Origin of the sequence: Fibrobacter sp. UWB5 (assembly GCF_002210295.1) — a bacterium.
In the GTDB taxonomy this organism is placed as follows: Bacteria; Fibrobacterota; Fibrobacteria; order Fibrobacterales; family Fibrobacteraceae; genus Fibrobacter.
Window position 1 is genome coordinate 76,569 of sequence record NZ_MWQH01000006.1, and the last position, 17,234, is coordinate 93,802.

14 protein-coding genes and 2 tRNA genes are annotated in these 17,234 nt (G+C 52.4%); 7 read left to right on the plus strand and 9 right to left on the minus strand.

The window, feature by feature from the left end:
* Positions 1-48: 48 nt before the first annotated feature.
* The 3 genes from B7989_RS09740 to B7989_RS09750 all read right to left on the minus strand — a co-directional run bounded on the left by B7989_RS09740 (position 49) and on the right by B7989_RS09750 (position 2,628).
* A complete protein-coding gene (locus B7989_RS09740; protein WP_088628312.1) occupies positions 49-1,050 on the minus strand; it encodes a class II fructose-bisphosphate aldolase in 1,002 nt (333 codons plus the stop codon).
* 157 nt (positions 1,051-1,207) lie between these two features.
* Entirely contained in the window at positions 1,208-2,233 is a 1,026-nt protein-coding gene (locus B7989_RS09745; protein WP_233144354.1) for an OmpA family protein, read from the minus strand.
* A complete protein-coding gene (locus B7989_RS09750) occupies positions 2,233-2,628 on the minus strand; it encodes a DUF4398 domain-containing protein (protein ID WP_088628314.1) in 396 nt (131 codons plus the stop codon). The genes B7989_RS09745 and B7989_RS09750 overlap by 1 nt, the downstream gene beginning before the upstream one ends.
* 182 nt (positions 2,629-2,810) lie before the next feature.
* Here B7989_RS09750 and B7989_RS09755 point away from each other — a divergent pair, with 182 nt between their 5' ends.
* Positions 2,811-3,968: an RICIN domain-containing protein gene (locus tag B7989_RS09755; RefSeq protein ID WP_144265014.1), complete on the plus strand. Its 1,158-nt coding sequence runs from the start codon at positions 2,811-2,813 to the stop codon at positions 3,966-3,968.
* Between the two features lie 85 nt (positions 3,969-4,053).
* On the opposite strand, the gene B7989_RS09760 is transcribed toward B7989_RS09755, so the two are convergent.
* The 6 genes from B7989_RS09760 to B7989_RS09785 all read right to left on the minus strand — a co-directional run bounded on the left by B7989_RS09760 (position 4,054) and on the right by B7989_RS09785 (position 8,140).
* A tRNA-Asp gene (locus B7989_RS09760) sits at positions 4,054-4,129 on the minus strand.
* Positions 4,130-4,152: 23 nt separating this feature from the next.
* Positions 4,153-4,227: transfer RNA gene (locus tag B7989_RS09765), tRNA-Val, on the minus strand.
* 8 nt (positions 4,228-4,235) lie between these two features.
* Positions 4,236-4,424 carry a hypothetical protein gene (locus tag B7989_RS09770; RefSeq protein WP_088628316.1) on the minus strand — a complete coding sequence of 63 codons (189 nt, stop codon included), beginning with the start codon at positions 4,422-4,424 and terminating at the stop codon, positions 4,236-4,238.
* Positions 4,425-4,537: 113 nt separating this feature from the next.
* The gene (locus B7989_RS09775) at positions 4,538-6,823 is read right to left on the minus strand and encodes an HD family phosphohydrolase (protein ID WP_088628317.1); all 2,286 of its coding nucleotides are present in this window, start codon (positions 6,821-6,823) and stop codon (positions 4,538-4,540) included.
* Between the two features lie 48 nt (positions 6,824-6,871).
* Positions 6,872-7,825, minus strand: coding sequence for a PhoH family protein (locus B7989_RS09780; RefSeq protein ID WP_088628318.1), 954 nt, complete (start codon positions 7,823-7,825; stop codon positions 6,872-6,874).
* Positions 7,826-7,846: 21 nt separating this feature from the next.
* Positions 7,847-8,140: a hypothetical protein gene (locus tag B7989_RS09785; RefSeq protein ID WP_088628319.1), complete on the minus strand. Its 294-nt coding sequence runs from the start codon at positions 8,138-8,140 to the stop codon at positions 7,847-7,849.
* Positions 8,141-8,252: 112 nt separating this feature from the next.
* Here B7989_RS09785 and B7989_RS09790 point away from each other — a divergent pair, with 112 nt between their 5' ends.
* The 6 genes from B7989_RS09790 (at position 8,253) to mnmG (ending at position 17,191) form a co-directional block, all read left to right on the plus strand.
* On the plus strand, positions 8,253-9,614 hold the full coding sequence (locus B7989_RS09790; protein ID WP_088628320.1) for an aminopeptidase P family protein: 1,362 nt from the start codon (positions 8,253-8,255) through the stop codon (positions 9,612-9,614).
* 64 nt (positions 9,615-9,678) lie between these two features.
* Positions 9,679-11,373 carry a proline--tRNA ligase gene (locus B7989_RS09795; protein ID WP_088628321.1) on the plus strand — a complete coding sequence of 565 codons (1,695 nt, stop codon included), beginning with the start codon at positions 9,679-9,681 and terminating at the stop codon, positions 11,371-11,373.
* Positions 11,374-11,591: 218 nt separating this feature from the next.
* Complete coding sequence (locus tag B7989_RS09800) at positions 11,592-12,425, plus strand: TIGR02147 family protein (RefSeq protein ID WP_088628322.1); 834 nt, start codon at positions 11,592-11,594, stop codon at positions 12,423-12,425.
* A complete protein-coding gene (locus tag B7989_RS09805) occupies positions 12,409-13,875 on the plus strand; it encodes a hypothetical protein (protein WP_088628323.1) in 1,467 nt (488 codons plus the stop codon). Before B7989_RS09800 ends, B7989_RS09805 begins: the two co-directional genes overlap by 17 nt.
* A gap of 94 nt (positions 13,876-13,969) precedes the next feature.
* Positions 13,970-15,256: an FKBP-type peptidyl-prolyl cis-trans isomerase N-terminal domain-containing protein gene (locus B7989_RS09810; protein WP_088628324.1), complete on the plus strand. Its 1,287-nt coding sequence runs from the start codon at positions 13,970-13,972 to the stop codon at positions 15,254-15,256.
* A 9-nt stretch (positions 15,257-15,265) separates the two neighbouring features.
* Positions 15,266-17,191 carry a tRNA uridine-5-carboxymethylaminomethyl(34) synthesis enzyme MnmG gene (gene mnmG / locus B7989_RS09815; RefSeq protein ID WP_088628325.1) on the plus strand — a complete coding sequence of 642 codons (1,926 nt, stop codon included), beginning with the start codon at positions 15,266-15,268 and terminating at the stop codon, positions 17,189-17,191.
* The last annotated feature ends 43 nt before the right edge of the window (positions 17,192-17,234 follow it).

Genomic DNA, 17,234 nt, shown 5'->3' on the forward strand with positions numbered 1-17,234 from the left:
GCGAGGCGATATCACATTTTTAATCTGCGATAGAGCCGAGCGGTCTCATTAGAGCTTGTTGTTGGAACCAAGAACGTCGACGATCTTGTGTTCGTACATCTTCTGCATGTTTTCGCGAGCCGGCTTGAGGTACTGGCGCGGGTCGAAGTGTTCCGGATGTTCGTCGAAATACTTACGGATAGCGGCAGTCATGGCGAGGCGGCTGTCAGAGTCGATGTTGATCTTGCAAACAGCGGACTTGGAAGCTTCGCGGAGCTGTTCTTCCGGAATACCGACGGCATCCGGGAGCTTGCCACCGTGGGCGTTGATGGTATCGACTTCGTCCTGCGGCACGGAAGAAGAACCGTGGAGCACGATCGGGAAGCCCGGGAGCTTCTTTTCGATGGCGTGGAGCACGTCGAATGCCAGAGGAGGCGGAACGAGCTTGCCAGTCTTCGGGTCGCGAGTGCACTGTTCCGGCTTGAACTTGTAAGCACCGTGGCTGGTACCGATGGAGATAGCGAGGGAGTCGCAGCCCGTACGGGTAGCGAAGTCGATCACTTCTTCCGGCTTGGTGTAGTGGGATTCTTCAGCCTGGACTTCGTCTTCCACACCGGCGAGCACGCCGAGTTCAGCTTCGACGGTCACGTCGTGCTGGTGAGCGTATTCAACAACCTTCTTGGTGAGGGCGATGTTGTCTTCGTACGGAAGAGCGGAACCGTCGATCATCACGGAAGAGAAACCGTTGTCGATGCAGTCCTTGCAGAGTTCGAAAGAGTCACCGTGGTCGAGGTGGAGCACGATCTGCGGATTGGCGCAGCCGAGTTCCTTGGCGTATTCAACAGCACCCTGAGCCATGTAGCGGAGGATGGTGCCGTTTGCGTAGTTACGAGCACCCTTAGAGACCTGCATGATCACCGGAGACTTCTGCTTCACAGCAGCCTGCACGATGGCCTGCATCTGTTCCATGGTGTTGAAGTTGAAAGCCGGGATAGCGTAGCCACCCTTAACAGCCTTTGCAAACATTTCCTTGGTGTTCACCAAGCCGAGTTCCTTGTAAGAAACTGCCATTTGTTTTACCTCTTGATTTGATTGGCGACTTGCATCGCCGGTTAAAAGTTACGGGGCTAAAAATAGCAAATTTAAACTGCTTTGTCACGCAAAATGCAAAAAAAGAAACCCCGCACCAAGTGCGGGGTGACTTTAGTGGAAAAGTATTCCGTTAGGCTTACTTAGCTTCCTGCTGCTGCAGGGCCTTGTCCTGGATCACGAGGTCCACGCGGCGGTTCTTCTGACGACCTTCCTTGGTGGAGTTGTCAGCGACCGGCATGGTCATACCGAGACCCTTGGCCGTGAGTCGATCTTCGGCGATTCCCTGTTCAACGAGGAATGCCTTCACGTTATCGGCGCGCTGCTGGGAAAGCTTCATGTTGTGTTCTTCGGAACCGGTGTTGTCGGTGTTACCTTCGATGGACACGTTGAACTGCTGGTACACAGAAAGAATACCGGCCACCTTGGCGAGGCTCGTCTTCAAGTCGGCCTTGAGGTCGGCCTTGTTCACGGCGAACAAGATGTCGGACATGGAAAGGATAATGCCGCGGGCGGACTTGGTCACCTGAATCATCTGGGACTGCAGTTCGTTCAGCTTGTTCATGGCTTCCTGCTGGCGAGCTTCGGCCTTGGCGCGTTCTTCGGCAAGTTCCTTCTGGAGGTCGGCTTCACGCTGGTTGGCAGCCTTCAAAGCGGCTTCCTGGGCTGCAGCTTCGGCCTGGAACTTTTCCTGGTTCTGCTGCATTTCGGCCTGGAGGCGGGCTTCCTGGTCCTTCATCTTGGCCTTTTCAGCTTCGAGGTCGTTTACCTTGCCGGTGCGGGCCTTGTTGATCTGTTCCTGAATGGCTTCGATAGAACGAGCGGTGGCGGCGCGCTTTTCCCACTTTTCAGCGGTGCTGTTGCGAACTTTCTGGGTTTCAGCCTGGGCTGCGATGGTCTTGGCGTAAGTGTCGCACTTGGCGGCGAGAGCCTTGGTCTGGTCCGATTCGGCATCGTCGTTGTAGGCGGCGTCAAGATCGATGAGATTGGACTTGGCGGCGGCGAGCGTGTACTTGGCAGAGGTGGCGTTGGCCGGAATATCCTTGGCGGCGTTATCAATTGCGGTCTGGCATGCTTCTACTGCATTCGGACCGGCGGCTTCTTCGGCAGCGAAGGAGAGAGCGGCTGCCATAGCGCTAATGACTAAAAGATTTCTCGTTTTCATTACTTGGCACCTCCGTTCTTGGTTTCCTGGTCAAGGATGTTCTGGTAAAGGAGCTTGCGTTCCACATCGCTTCTCAGTTCCTTTTCAACCTTTTCGTCTTCTTTCTTGGCGGCGTCAAGTTCGGCATTTGCAATAGCGAGCTTGTATTCAAGAGTGCTTTGTTCGGCGAGTGCGTAGGCTTCTTTTTCGTCACCGTCGGCCTGCAGGGCCTTGGCAGAATCGAGCTTTGCGTTGGCAGATTCGAGCTGGGCTGCATCGACCTTGGCTTCTTGAGCGATAGTCTTGTTGGAGTCGGCAAATTCAATCGACTTGGTAGCATTTACGCCACCGGCACAACCGGAAAGTGCGGCGAGGGCTATAATGGCCATTCCCGCAACGAGCATTCTGGATTTCATTAAAATCTCCTTTTGGGGGTTAAAAGTCGGTTTTTAATATACAAAAAAAAGAACAAAGAGCTTAGAACTTAGAGCTTAGATTATCTCTAAGTTCTACCAACTTAAATCTTCCAACTAAAAATTTACTTGATTTGCCCTAACTTTGTATATAAATTTATACACGTGTTTGGATTGGAGCTTGCATGAAATTTTTTAGCCCACTATTATGTTCTTTTGCTTTGGTAGCTTGCCTTGCGGGCAATGCTTTTTCTGCTGTTGAATACACTTTGCACAAGTCGGCGAATCCGACTTCCGATGAGCAAGATGCCTATAAGCGCATCACGACTGTCATGGATTCGGCCGTCAAGATGTATAACACTTATTCGAACCTCTCGAAGTTCATCAACGTCTATTACGCACCTGGCGTGCCCACGGCCGAGGCCAGCAGTAACGGAGACTTGCGCTTTGGCGAAAACCGTAGCTACATGGTGGTGCCCACAGCCATGCACGAGATGGCACACACGATGGGTGTCGGAACCACGTCGGAATATGCGGCAACATGTGTAGACGGTGTCTTTAGGAATGACAAGGTTCAGGCGAAACTCCGTGAAATGGATGGCCCGAACGCGGAACTCCATTGCGATCGTCAGCATATTTGGCCCTACGGCCTGAACCAGGCGAGCGAAGCCAAGTCCGAGCAGGACCTGATCAACCATGTGATTCTCGTGGAAACCATTTACCAGCAACTGTTCAAGGTGGCGTTTTTCAAAGAGGGGAGAATCAAGTCTCTCGGCGATACAAAGAAATGCATGGGGATTACCTCGAGCAATGCGCTTGAACTTATGGATTGCTCCGATACCGCTACCTTCGTGAAGATTTTCTCCGTGGGAGACAACCCGGTTACATACTATATCCAGTTGGGGAGCCGCGTCATCGACATTCCGAATGAATCTACGGCGGCTGGCATTAGAGCGGCTACCTACGGTTATAATGGCGGTGCTCACCAGCGGTATGTATTTGAAGGCGCTCCGGTCAATACGCCGAATGCATTCTACCTCAAGAATTACAAGAGCGGACATTATCTGCAGTCGGTGAGTAATACCGTCGTGCAGAATCCGAAACAGCAGAACGATTCGTTCATATGGCAGATTCAGGAAACGTTCGAGGAAGATACTTCGGCTGCAGATACCTCTGTCGCAGACACGAGCAAGAAGGATACTTCCAAGACGGATATTGCCGCAAAGCAAATTGTCCGCACACAGCAGCTCCGGTTGCCGACGAGAACCTTCGACCTCAAGGGCCGCGCTGTTCGCAAGCAGGCGCTAAGCTGCGGTCGCGGGACGATTTTATTTGACAGGTGAAATCAATTTTAAAAGCAGATTCCGAACCAATTTCGGGGAATATTTGAAAACGAAAAAGACCTTCTTTTCAGAAGGTCTTTTTTCGCGGGATAGACGAGGCTTGAACTCGCAACCTCCGGCGTGACAGGCCGGTGCTCTAACCAAAATTGAGCTACCACCCCAAATCGTTTCCGATTTTCGGTAGTGGGCGATAACGGATTCGAACCGCTGACATTCTGCTTGTAAGGCAGACGCTCTGAACCAACTGAGCTAATCGCCCGAAAGGGATTACTTGTCTTGCTTTTTGCCTTTCCAGAGGATTCCGACCGGAATGACCACGAGGTAGGCGGCAACCAAGATAAGCGGTGCAACCGTGAGAGAAACCGGATTGTCTGCAGGGCCAGTGGCGAGGCAAATAAAGCCGATAGCGAGGAGCAACACACCGACTGCAATCAGAATGATATTCTTTTTATCCATCAGTAAGTCCTCTTCTCAAGATTACGAAGCCAAATATACAAAGTTTATGGCGCTTGTCAACCGATTTTGCCCTAAAAAACGCACTTTTTTTATGCGTTTGGGCGCGTGCGGTCTTATTTCTGTCCCGGGTACTTTACGCGGGTGTGGTACGTTCCATCCAAACTATCCAGGAATGCCCGTTCGAGCTTGAACAGTTCGCGAATGGACAGGTTACATTCGTTGAACTGGCCTTCGGTGAAGCGGCTTTCGATGGTCTTGTGGATCATGGCGGCCAAGGCTTCGGGGCTCGTATCCGTCATGGAGCGGCTGGTCGCTTCGATGATGTCGGCGAGCATCAGGATTGCGGTTTCCTTGCTCTGCGGCTTGGGACCCTTGTAGCTGTAATCTTCGACCTTGACTTCTTCGCCGGTTTCCTTGGCGTTTTCGAGAGCCTTGTGGTAGAAGTACTGGATAATCGAAGAACCGTGGTGTTCGCGGATGCCTGCGGCCACGAGCGACGGAATGTTGTATTCGTTGGCAAGGGCCGTACCCTGTTCCACGTGTCCGGTAATGATCTTGACGGACTGCAATGGATCGATGTTATTGTGCGGGTTGATTCCTTGCTTCTGGTTTTCGGTAAAGTATTCCGGGCGCATGGTCTTGCCGATGTCATGGTAAAGCGCCATCACGCGCACAAGCAGGGAGTTGGCTCCGATGCTGTCTGCCACGTGTTCGGCAAGGTTAGACACCTGGATACTGTGGTGGAAGGTACCGGGGGCGTATTCCGAAATGCGCTTCAGTGCCGGGCGGTTAAAGTCCGACATTTCCATAAGCGTGAGCACCGTAGTGATACCGAAGATGCGTTCCATCAAGTGGATGAGAGCAACTGATGTGAGGGCGTAGCAAAGCACGATGTTGATACTTGCTGCAATCAGGTTCTGGTAGAATGCTTCAAACGAAAGTCTGTTGCGCAACAGGAACATCACGCTGATGGCGGCTGCCATCGCCACGACGCCGACGATAATTCCATACACGAACTGCACCCTATAGCGCATGCGGGCAATCGGGGCTGTCGCGACAAAGGTCACGGCAATAGCGCAAGTCATGGCCGCCAAATCGTAGCCGTTCAAAATGCCGAAAATCATGGCAGAGAAGGCGGTAAAGGCAAGACCGATGTGGCGGTCGTAAAGCACGGTCGCCGTAATCGGGGCAAAGGCGAACGGGTAAAGCCACATGAAGTCCAGGTTCTCGGGAACAATCGAAATTTCTACGCTGTTGATGCTTCCGGACAGGTGGTGGAAGACCCAGTAGGCGATAATCTGGAGAAGGGCGAGGGCAATCAAACTCCAGAGCTGGCGTGCGTTCTTGAACATGCCTCTGGAGGGCGTATTGTAGAGGAACATGAAGAAGAACGTGATAATCAAGATGAAGATAAGGGCGTTACCGTAAATAGCGGTAAAGGTCTTGGAATTTTCTTCTTTTTGCTGGGCGCGCTGCAAGGCATCGATCTTTTCGAGGATTTCCTTGGTAATGGGGGCGCCCTGTGCCACGATTTCCATGCCACGCGGCACCATGCCCTTGATGAGCGTCACCTTGTTGCGGGCGTCTTCGCGGCTAGCAATGGTTTCTTTTTCGAGGTAGAAAACGTTCGGCATCATGAACACGAACAGAGTTTCGTAGAAGGCGCTCAAGAGCCCCTGCTCGTTCGGGAAACTCATCTGGAGTTGGGCGAAAGCTTCATCGATACGGCGACGGAGCGGCTGGATATTGCTTGCTTCGACAGTCGTCTTTTCGTTGTCCTTGATGAGCGTGATGTTCGGCTTCGTGTAAACGATGTACTTGAAATCTTGCAGGTTGTAGTTATCGCGGTAAAGCTGTGCGGCCGTTTCGGTGCTTGCAATGAACGTGTTCGAAACACCTGCCTGGAGCATGCGGTTGAATACGGTCAGGAGCGAGTCGCGGGCCTTGGAATTGAGGCTCAGGGGCTTGATGGCCGAGGTCGAAATACGCTGCTTCAAGACTTCGTAAATGCGTGAAGCTTGTACCACCTTGGACTGCAGGGTGGAGTCGCTTTCGCCGCTGGCGGTAAGCTGGTTAATCTGAATTTGCAGGGAACCGTATTGGGCGAGCTTGTGCAAGAACGACTTGAGGTCTTCGTAGACGCGGTTGGTTTCGTCGCTGTTGTAGCCGAAGATCGCATTCACCTTTTCGGCGGCGCGGGTCTTTTCGGCTTCGATTTCCTGTTCAGACTTGGGAACTTCGAAGTTGATGGGCGCGACAATCGTGCGCGTACTCACCTGGCCCAAGTGCGGGCGTTCGGACTGGAGCGCGATGTTCTTGTCGGGGAACATGAAAATTGCCGCGGCGACAACAAGAACCCAGCCGATGATAAAGTGAAGTCTAGTCTGTTTCTTTTTCATATCAAGCCAATTGTCTTTGGTGAATTCTCTATAGAAAATAGATTATTCTCAGCGTTCTTTTTCGTACGCATTCAAGATGTCTTTGACGAGCGGGTGACGGAGCACGTCGGTGGCCTCGAATTCCACTTGCGCAATGCCGCGAATGCCCTTGAGCAGCTTCATGGCATGTACAAGACCCGACTTTTGTCCCTTGCTCAAGTCGACCTGGGTGGCATCGCCGGTGATGATCGCCTTGCTGTGTTGGCCGAGGCGCGTGAGGAACATCTTCATCTGTTCCGGCGTGGTGTTCTGGGCTTCGTCTAGAATAATAAAGGCGCGCTTGAGGGTGCGGCCGCGCATGTAGGCGAGCGGGGCGACTTCGATAGCGCCTGTTTCTTCGTACTTGCGGAGTTTTTCCACTGGCAGGAGCTCGGCGAGGCTGTCGTGAATGGGGCGCAGGTATGGCGCGATTTTTTCTTTGAGGTCGCCGGGCAGGTAGCCCAAGGATTCGCCGGCTTCGACTGCCGGGCGAACCAGACAGATGCGTTCTGCTTCGTGGCGTTCCAGGCTTGCGACGGCAAGCGTTACCGCCAAGAAAGTCTTGCCGGTGCCAGCAGGGCCCTTGGCAAAAATGATGTCATTCTGTTCGACCGCCCGTACCAGTTCGGCCTGCGCTTTGGTCTTTGCGAATACAGAAACGCCCATGCGGTTTCTGAAAATCGGGGTGGCAGGGATGGTATCCGGGTTGTTGAAATCGCTGATGGCGGCGTCTGCCGGATCGATCAACTTTTCAAGTTGTCGCGCCGTCAGGACCTTGCCGTTCTTGGCGGCCATCTTGAGCTGGTCGAGTACAGCAAAGACCCCCGTCGTATCGCCATTTTCTTTGGGAATAATGCGGAGTCCAGGGAGTCTTGTCTGTATTTCAACACAAAAACGGCTCTCCAATAAGCGGAAAACCGTTTCGTTCTCGCCTGAAATCGTTCGTTTCAGGTCGTCCGATAAAGAATAGCGTAATTCGTTCATCGAGAACGTGTCAGCTATAAATTATTCCTCGGAAGCAGGAGCTGTAGAAATACCGAGCTTGTTCTTGGCTTCGAAGATTTCCTTGCGGAGCTTGTGGTTTTCTTCGGTAATGGCGACAGCTTCGTCTTCGGTCTTTTTCAGCTTGTTTTCGTCAATCTTTTCCTTAGGAGCAGATCTCTGGGCAGACGGAGAACCGCTATCGTCGCCGTAATCGTCGTCGCTAGAAGAACCACCACCGGAAGAACCGGCGCAAGCGGTGAACAGTGCTACAGTTGATGCTGCAAGGATCAATTTCCAATTTTTAAAAAGAGACATTTAATCAGGCTCCATTCTAGTCTGTGATGCCTCAAATGTATATAATTTAAAGCAAAAGCGGTGCGAAAAAGGTAAATTTATACCGAAATTTTACCTATTTAGAGGCAAAAAAATGGTCGAAAAGTCAATTTCTAAGCCCTATTCGCAAGTTTTTATATCGTCTGACTGCTACAATTCCAAGAATTTGTACAGAAAACGCCGCAAGGCCATGCTCAAGGAGCTCGATTCGTTCTGTGTTTTTGCAGGAATTCCCATGGACCCCGGAACCGAAGAAGCCTACGTGCAAATCTGGAATAAAATGGTGCAGGAACCGGCATTCATGTTCCTGACGGGAATCAACCAGGCAGGCTGCTACCTGCTGCTCGACCCCAAAACAGAAGAAGAAATCCTTTTTGTGCCGCCCAAGGACCCGTTCAAGGAATTCTGGAATGGCAAGCGTCTCGGCTTTTTGGAAGGCGATAACGAAGTGGCCCGTATTACGGGAATCCAGGATGTTCGCCCCGTAGATGAACTCATGGATACGGTGGTCGCCCGCGCGAAAAAGCTTCCGAAGGGGAGCTACGCATACGCTTACTATTTTGAAAAGTTCAAGGAAGACCACAACGACCGGTTCAGGCACCAGCTGCTCAAGGCGCTCAAGCCTACTGGCATCAAGCTCAAGAGTGCCGCGGCCTTGCACTGGTCGCTGAGATTCCCGCTGGAACCTGAACGCATTATGGATGCCGAGGCGGCGCAAGCGGTCACGAATAACGCCTTCCGCAAGATACTCGCCGAAATGAAGACTTTCAAGAACGAACGCGATTTGGGCTTGAAGCTGGATTATGAAATGCAGCGTGAAAGCGATGGCGATTTGGCGTTCCCGACGATTGTGGCGGGCGGTGCAAACGCTTGCTGCTTGCATTACGTGAAGAAAGATGAACCGCTGAAGGCGGGGGAACTGGTACTCTTGGACTTTGGCATTCGCATCGGAAGCCTGCATAGCGATATTTCCCGCACCATTCCGGTGTCCGGCAAGTTTAGCCCGTTGCAGAAATTGCTGTACCAGATTGTACTCGATTCGGCGCTGGAATACCAGAAGCATGTGCGTCCGGGTGTTTCGCTCAAGGAAATCGGGACTGTTCCTTGGGATTATATTATGCAGGAACTGGAAACCCGCTTGGTCAAGGGTGCGAAGGGTTCGTACAAATTATTGTATGATAAACGCCCGCACGGGGTAAGCCACTTTATCGGCGAACAGATTCACGAAGGCGAACCGGGAACCCGCTCCTTGGATACGGTCTTAAGGCCTGGAATGCTCATTTCTTGCGAACCGGGGCTCTACGGCGAATTCAAGGCGACCATTGGCGGCAAGACTTTCCGCGAAAAAATCGGTATCCGCATTGAAGACGATCTACTGATTACCAAGGACGGCTTTAGGAACATTTCTAAAGATATCCCGAAAACGGTCGATGATTTGGAACGGCTGATGAAGTAGGCTTGTTGCTAAAACCATTGTATTTTCCTAAATTTTCGCCGAAAAAATTTAAAAGGTTACAACCATGAAACTCTCCAAGTACTTTTACGTGACGCTCCGCGAAACGCCGAGCGACGCCACCATGCCCAGCCACATCTTTTTGATGCGCGGCGGCTACATCAAGCCCGTCTCTACCGGTATCTACTCCATGATGCCGATGGGCTTCCGCGTGATCCAGAAAATCGTGAACATAATCCGCGAAGAAATGAACAAGATCGGCGGTATCGAAGTGGACCTGCCGGTGGTGCAGACCGCTGAACTCTGGAGCGAATCGGGCCGTTACCAGGCTATTGGCGAAGAACTCCTGCGCTTCAAGGACCGCAACAACCACAACATGGTGCTCGCCATGACGCACGAAGAAGCAATGACCGACTTGGTGCGCTACGTGCTCAACAGCTACAAGCAGCTTCCGGTGATGCTCTACCAGTTCAAGACCAAGTACCGTGACGAAGCCCGTGCCCGCGGCGGTCTTATCCGCGTCCGCGAATTCTTGATGAAGGATGCCTACAGCTTCCACACCAGCCAAGAAGACCTGGACCGTCACTACCAGGAAGAATACGACGCCTACCTCCGCATCTACCGTCGCGTGGGCATTGAACCGGTGGTGGTGCAGAGCGATACGGGTATCATGGGTGGTAAGGTCGCTCACGAATTCATGCTCGATACTCCGAACGGCGAAGACTACTTGATTCTTTGTAAGAAGTGCGGCTACCAGGCCAACCGCGAAATCGCGAAATTCCAGCGCGTGCCGTTCAAGGGCGACGAAAATGCAACACTTGAAAAGGTTGCTACGCCGAACAGCGAAAGCATCGACGAACTCACCAAGTTCCTGAACGTCCCGGCCGAATCTACCGCCAAGTGCGTGTTCTTCGACTTCGAAGGCAAGCTCATCACGGTGGTGGTTCCGGGCAACCTCGACGTTTCCGAAATCAAGCTCCACAACTTGCTCAAGGCCAAGGAACTCTATCCGGCCGAAGACAGCCTCATCAAATCTTGCGGCATGGTTCCGGGCTTTGCTTCCCCGATTAACGCACACGACACGCGCATCATCGTGGACGAAGCCATTGCCGATTCCTTCGACCTCGTGACCGGCGCCAACGAAGAAGGCTTCCACTTCAAACATTGCAACCCGAAGCGCGACTTCCCGAAGTTCGAAGTGGCCGACATTGCCGAAGCGAGCGAAGTCTGCAAGTGCCCCTGCTGCGGCGAACTTCTCACCGAGACCCGCGGTATCGAAATGGGCAACATCTTCAAGCTGGGCACCAAGTTCTCCGAATCCATGGGCGCCAAGTTCCTCACCGCCGAAAAGACCACCGCTCCCGCCATCATGGGCTGCTACGGCATCGGCGTGGGTCGCTTGATGGCCTCTGTGGTGGAAAACAGCCACGATGACTTCGGACCGATTTGGCCCAAGTCCATCGCCCCGTTCCAGGTGGAAATCGTCCCCATCGGCAAGGAACCTGAACTCGTTGAACTCGCCGAAAAGTTCGAAAAGGAACTCGAAGCCGCCGGCATCGACGTTCTCGTGGACGACCGCGACGAACGCCCGGGCGTCAAATTCAAGGACGCCGACCTGTGGGGTTCTCCGGTGCGCATCGCCATCGGCAAGAAGGGACTTGCCAACGGCGAAGTCGAATGGAAGTTCCGTAACGAAAAGGAATTCACCATGGTCAAGGTCGAAGACGTTGTCGCCAAGGCCAAGGCTTACTTCGCTGAGTAATGACAAGGGAGGGTTTTACCCTCCCTAAGACCCTCCCTTCGGTGCAAGGATTATAAGTGCGGCTGATTTGCTCGCACTTTTTTATTTGCAGTGAAAAGTGTATCATGAAAATACAGGTTTTGAATATCCTAATAAAAATGTCAAAATTCTGCTAAAATATTTGATTTTTGTATCATAAACTATTGACTTTCGTAAAAAATGGATTTATATTTAAAGGCATGAAACCGATTACGGAATACCAAGATTACCGCCTCTATATGCAGGATTATTACGACGAGAAAAAACGCTTGTCGGCATTTTCTTGGCGTGAATTTTCTCATGCGGCGGGCTTTTCGTCGCCGACTTATTTGAAGCTGGTGTGCGAGGGCAAAACGCGGCTTTCGCCTGCGGGCGCGACCAATGTGGGGTCCGCGATGAATCTTGCCGGTTTCGAATTGAAATATTTTGAGCGCATGGTGGATTATGGTCACGCAAAGACGGATCATGAAAAAAAGATGGCCTATGAATCCATGTTGGAACTCGCCAAGAACAACAAGGCGAAAATTGTTGATGGTGAGGCGTTCCGTTATTTTGAATCTTGGGTGCATCCGGTGGTGAGGGAACTTGCTCCGGCCATGCACGGAGCGACTCCGGGCGACATCGCCAAGCGATGCTGTCAGGGGGTTACTGCAGGAGAAGTCCGTGAGTCGCTTGATTTTATGGTAAAGACGGGTTTGTTGAAAAAGAATGGCTCGGACTATGAACAGTCGGATAAGCATTTGAAAGGCTCGTCAGAGGTGATGCCGGTGGCATTGCGTTCCATGCACCGTGAAATGGCCGACTTTGCGAAAGAGGCAATAGACAAGTTTCCGCCTTCGGAACGCAACTTTACGGGGCTTACCATGGGCGTGTCTGCCGAAGACTACAAACTGATTTTAAAAGAACTTGAAGCGTGCCGTAAGAGGATCGCTCAAATTGCCCTGCAAAGCAAGGCGGTTGAACGGGTTTATCGCTTGAATTTACAGTTTTTCCCACTGACGTGGGGGGAGGACAAAGATGAAGAAGGTCGCTAAAATTTTGGCGGGCACGATTGTGCTCAGCCTTGTCGCCTGTTCCGAAGGAAACAAGACTTCGGGAGTGACCGAAGAGGATAACGCCGTTGCTCACAACGAAAGCAGTTCTTCTGTGGTGCAATCTAGCAGCTCTGTTGAGCAGGGCTTTTCGAGCTGTGCTGCTGTGGTTGTGCCGGATCTCTGGAATGGCGCGAATTGGTTCAGTTTTGCCGATAGAGAATGGGGTGGCATGTCTAGGGTTCAGTATCCGGTCAATGTCGGATACGAGTCTAGCATGGAAGAACTCGTGGCGTATTGCGGAGGCATTTGCGCGACAATTGAACTGAAGGCGGCATCGATGCCGATGGCCGGTGTCGGCTTTATGGTGGCCGAAAACGGTGCTGCGACGGACATCTCGGAATGGGATGGCGTTTGCGTAACCTATTCGTCGGACTTTGCGATGAATGTTTCGCTGAGTGTTACCGGTGCTGATGATACGCTGAATCTGGAAGCACCGTTTGTTACGCTCCCGAAAACGATCAAGAACGTTCCTACACTTGACCAGTTGCTCAGTGCCGATAAGGTCGTGACACGTTGCGCCAAGTGGAGCGATTTCGTGGCCCCGGCATGGGTCCCGGAAAGTTCAAAACTTTCAGGCGAAGCGGCTGCAAAGCAAATCAAGGCGATTGTGTTCGTTTACAAGGGCAATTCCGAAGAGGTGGGTAAATTCAACATCAAGGAAATCGGCAAATACGATGCGACCTTGCCTCAATGGAGCGAACCCGTGAATGCGACGGATTTTGTGCCAAGCAGTTCAAGTGGTGAAGCCGGAAACGATGGCTCGCAATGCCTGTGGAACGGTGCTACCGACGGTTATCGTGTAAATACCGGATTTGGCGATGGCTCCGAAACGAGCATGGCCGGGTATTGGTATATTTTCGATGATGCCGAACAGGGGGGGGCCTCTCGATTCGAATGGAACGACGCGGATTGTTCTATGAATCAGGCTGGTTGTATGGAATATCTGATTGATGCTTGTGGTGGTTTTTGCGGGAAATTGTATGTCAACAAGGGTTCAGCTCGAGAGGCGCATATTGGCATGGCGTTCCATTTAGATGACTATGAACCTGGTGAGACACTCCCGAAACCAGTCGATATCACTGACTGGGGTGGACTTTGTGTCACATACTGGTCTAAAATTGGATTTAACCTGATTGTGGGTATCGATTCTGTGGAGCACATTTATTTTGATTTAGACAAAACGGAGGAATTGGTGGAAAGATGCATGACTTGGGACGATTTCGATGAATACGAAAACGAAATTCCGGGTGCAGAAGCCGCAAAACAGGCTCGCTTCATCAGTCTTGAACAATGGAGCGGTGAATCAATGACTGGAGAGTTCAACATCGTGGCCATAGGCAAATATTCTGAAACAGGAGCCTGCGGAGTAGGAAAACTGGTGATAGAATAACCCTATTTTATACGCAAACAAACCCCTGTAGTAGCCTGCTACAGGGGATTTTTCTATATTTTCGCTCGGAAAAATTTCTCTAAGGAGATTCAATATGGACATGAAGAAAATTGCTCTTGGTTCTGCGGCATTGGCTGCATTCGGTCTTATGGCTTGCAACGGCGAAAAGGCTATTGAAAAGGGCCCTGCCGCTATTACCGCCAATTCAACCGATGACGAAAAGTTTGCCTATATGCTGGGTGCCCAGTTCGGTGGCCAGAACTTTACGATTATTCCGCGTCAGATGGGTGAAGAACTTTACGAAGACGCTGTGATCCAGGCTATCCGCGACGATGTGAAGTCTAGCAAAGACACGAACTTCAAGCCCCAGATGATTCCTGATTCCCTGCAGGCTATTAGCCAGCGCTACTCTGCAATCGCCCGTAAGCGTTACGAAGAAACTCGCCCAGATAGCGCTATGATGGCCGAAGGTAATAATGAAAAGATCAAGGCTTACATTGATTCTGTGGCCCGTGCTCAGCCGATTGCAAAGGCTCCGGCTTCTACCGGTGCTGAAGTGACCATTAATGGCGATTCTCCAGACAACACCAAGTTCTCTTACCTGCTCGGTCTTCAGTTTGCCCACCAGTTTATTGGTATCGGCAACCAGTTCCAGACCGAATTCGACGTGGACTACTTTATTTTGGGCGTCAAGGAATCTGCCGCCAAGGTTGCTGATTCTACTTACACGCTCCAGCTCCCGCAGGATTCGCTCAATGCCATTGGCCAACGCTACCAGCAGAAGTTGCAGGACCTGCGTGCTGAAGCTATTAAGAAGCAGCAGGAAGAAGAAGCCAAGCTTAAAGAAGAAATTGCACCGCTCCGTGGCGACACCCTTGCTAACGGTATGCCGCAGAAGTTCAACCTGAAGGTGAAGGCCACCAAGATTGCCGTGGACAAGGCCATTGCTACAGACCTCGAAAACCTTGAACCGTTTGCAAACAAGCCGCTCCTGGTTATGTATTTCTCTGCTACTTGCGGTCACTGTGCTCACGCAGCACCCGAAGTTCTTGCCATGGCTAAGGAATTTGCCCCGAAGGGCTTGATTACGCTCGCTGTGGCAAGCGGTGGCAACCAGAAGGTTGGCATCCGCAAGTTCATGGATAACGCCAAGTGGGACGAATCCATTAACGTGGTTTGGGACGAATCTCGCCAGTTCGGCGAACTCTATAGCGACGGCTACGTTCCGAAGGTCTACGTTGTGAACCCGGACGGCACGTACAAGATGTACGCTGCATTCGAAAGCGAAAAGGAACAGCTCAAGAAGGACCTCGCTGATCTTGTCTCTGGCAAGAAGGTTGAATGGAATCCTGAAGCTCCGAAGACTGAAGAAAAGAAGTAATCGCTTCTAATGTCTCTCGTTGCTGAATTTGACGTAGTCGTTGTCGGTGGTGGGCACGCTGGAATTGAAGCGACCCACGCCGCTTGGAAACTCGGTGTAAAGACCGCCATGCTCACGATGGATATCAACGCCATCGGTCGTATGAGCTGTAACCCGGCCGTAGGCGGGGTGGCCAAAGGTCAGATTGTCCGCGACATCGATGCGCTCGGTGGCCTGATGGGCCTACTCACCGACAAGGCGGGCATCCAGTTTCGCATGCTCAATATGAGCAAGGGGCCGGCCGTGTGGGGCCCGCGTGCCCAGTGCGACATGAAGTACTACAGCGAAGTGGCCCGCGAAGTCATTACAAGCCTTCCGGGGCTTTCGGTGATTCAGGGTGAACTCGCTGCCTTTACGCGCATGGCCGACGGTCGCCTGGAACTCACGCTCTTGAACGGCGAACGCTATATTACCCGTTCGCTCGTGATTACGAGCGGAACCTTCCTTGCTTCCAAGATGTTTACCGGGCTCGAAACGAGCATCGGTGGGCGAGTGGGCGAACCCAGTGCAGATAAACTGTCGGAATGCCTTGCCCGCGAAGGGATTGCGCTCCGTCGCCTTAAGACGGGTACGCCGAGCCGCCTGGACCCCGATTCCATCGACTTTAACGAATGCGACGTGCAACGCGGAGACGATACTCCGTGGCCCATGAGCGACCGCCATTTGGCAGAAACCGTTCCCGGTCGCGATGCAAATTATTTCTGGGGCGATGTTGCGAACAAGTTTGTGCGCAATGACTGCGTGTGCTGGATTACGCGTACGAACTTGAAAACGCATGACATTCTGCGCAGTGGCTTTAAGGATAGCCCCATGTTCAGCGGTCGCATTCACGGCAAGGGCCCGCGCTACTGCCCGAGTATCGAAGACAAGATTAACCGCTTTGGCGACCGTGACGGCCACCAGCTGTTCCTTGAACCGGAACAGGCGGATATCGGTCGCGTCTATATCAACGGCTTTAGTTCTAGCTTGCCGGCTGACATCCAGCTGGCAGCCATCCATACGATTCCGGGACTGACACGCGCCCGCGTGCTGCAGATTGGCTATGCGGTGGAATACGATTCTGTCGATGCCACGCAATTGTTCCCGACGTTTGAGTGCAAGAAGGTGCCCGGACTTTATTTTGCAGGCCAGGTCTGCGGCACCAGCGGTTATGAAGAAGCTGCCGGTCAGGGACTTTTGGCTGGCATTAACGCCGCCCTCAAGATTAAGGGCGAAGAACCTTTGATTCTAGGCCGTTCGGATAGTTATCTGGGCGTGATGGCCGATGACTTGGTGAATATCCTGCTTGACGAGCCTTACCGCATGTTCACGAGCCGCGCCGAATACAGATTGTTCCTCCGTAGCGATAACGCAGAAACTCGCTTGAAGGAACGCGCCCACAAGATTGGCATGATTTCGGACAGCGATTACGCCGACTGGATGCGCCGTCAGGAACTGATGGCGACCGCCCGCACCCGCATGACCGAGGAATCGGCAACGCCCGACCAGGCAAACCCGATTCTTGAAGCCGGTGGCCAGGCTCTTTCGACCGAGCGTACCCGCTGGATTAACGTGTTGCGCCGTCCGGGAATCGACCCCGAGCAATTGTTCCGGACCGCGCTGCCCGACTTGAATCTGACCCGTCGCGACCAGTGGTTCATGTATGCCGAAGAAATCTATGCAGGATTCTTCGACCGGCAGGCCCGCGAAATCGACGACCAGAAGAAGATGGAATCCGTGCGCCTGCCCGTCGACTTCGATTACATGCAGGTGACCGCCGTGAGTATCGAAAGTCGCCAACGCTTGAACGCCCACAAGCCGCTGACGCTTGGCCAGGCTAGCCGTATTCCCGGCGTCCGCCCGGCCGACATTACCGTGCTTGCCCATTGGCTTGAAAACAAGAAACTGAACGGCTAGTGGTAGTCCAAAATCGCCTTTTTTAGCTTAAAAAAGCATAATT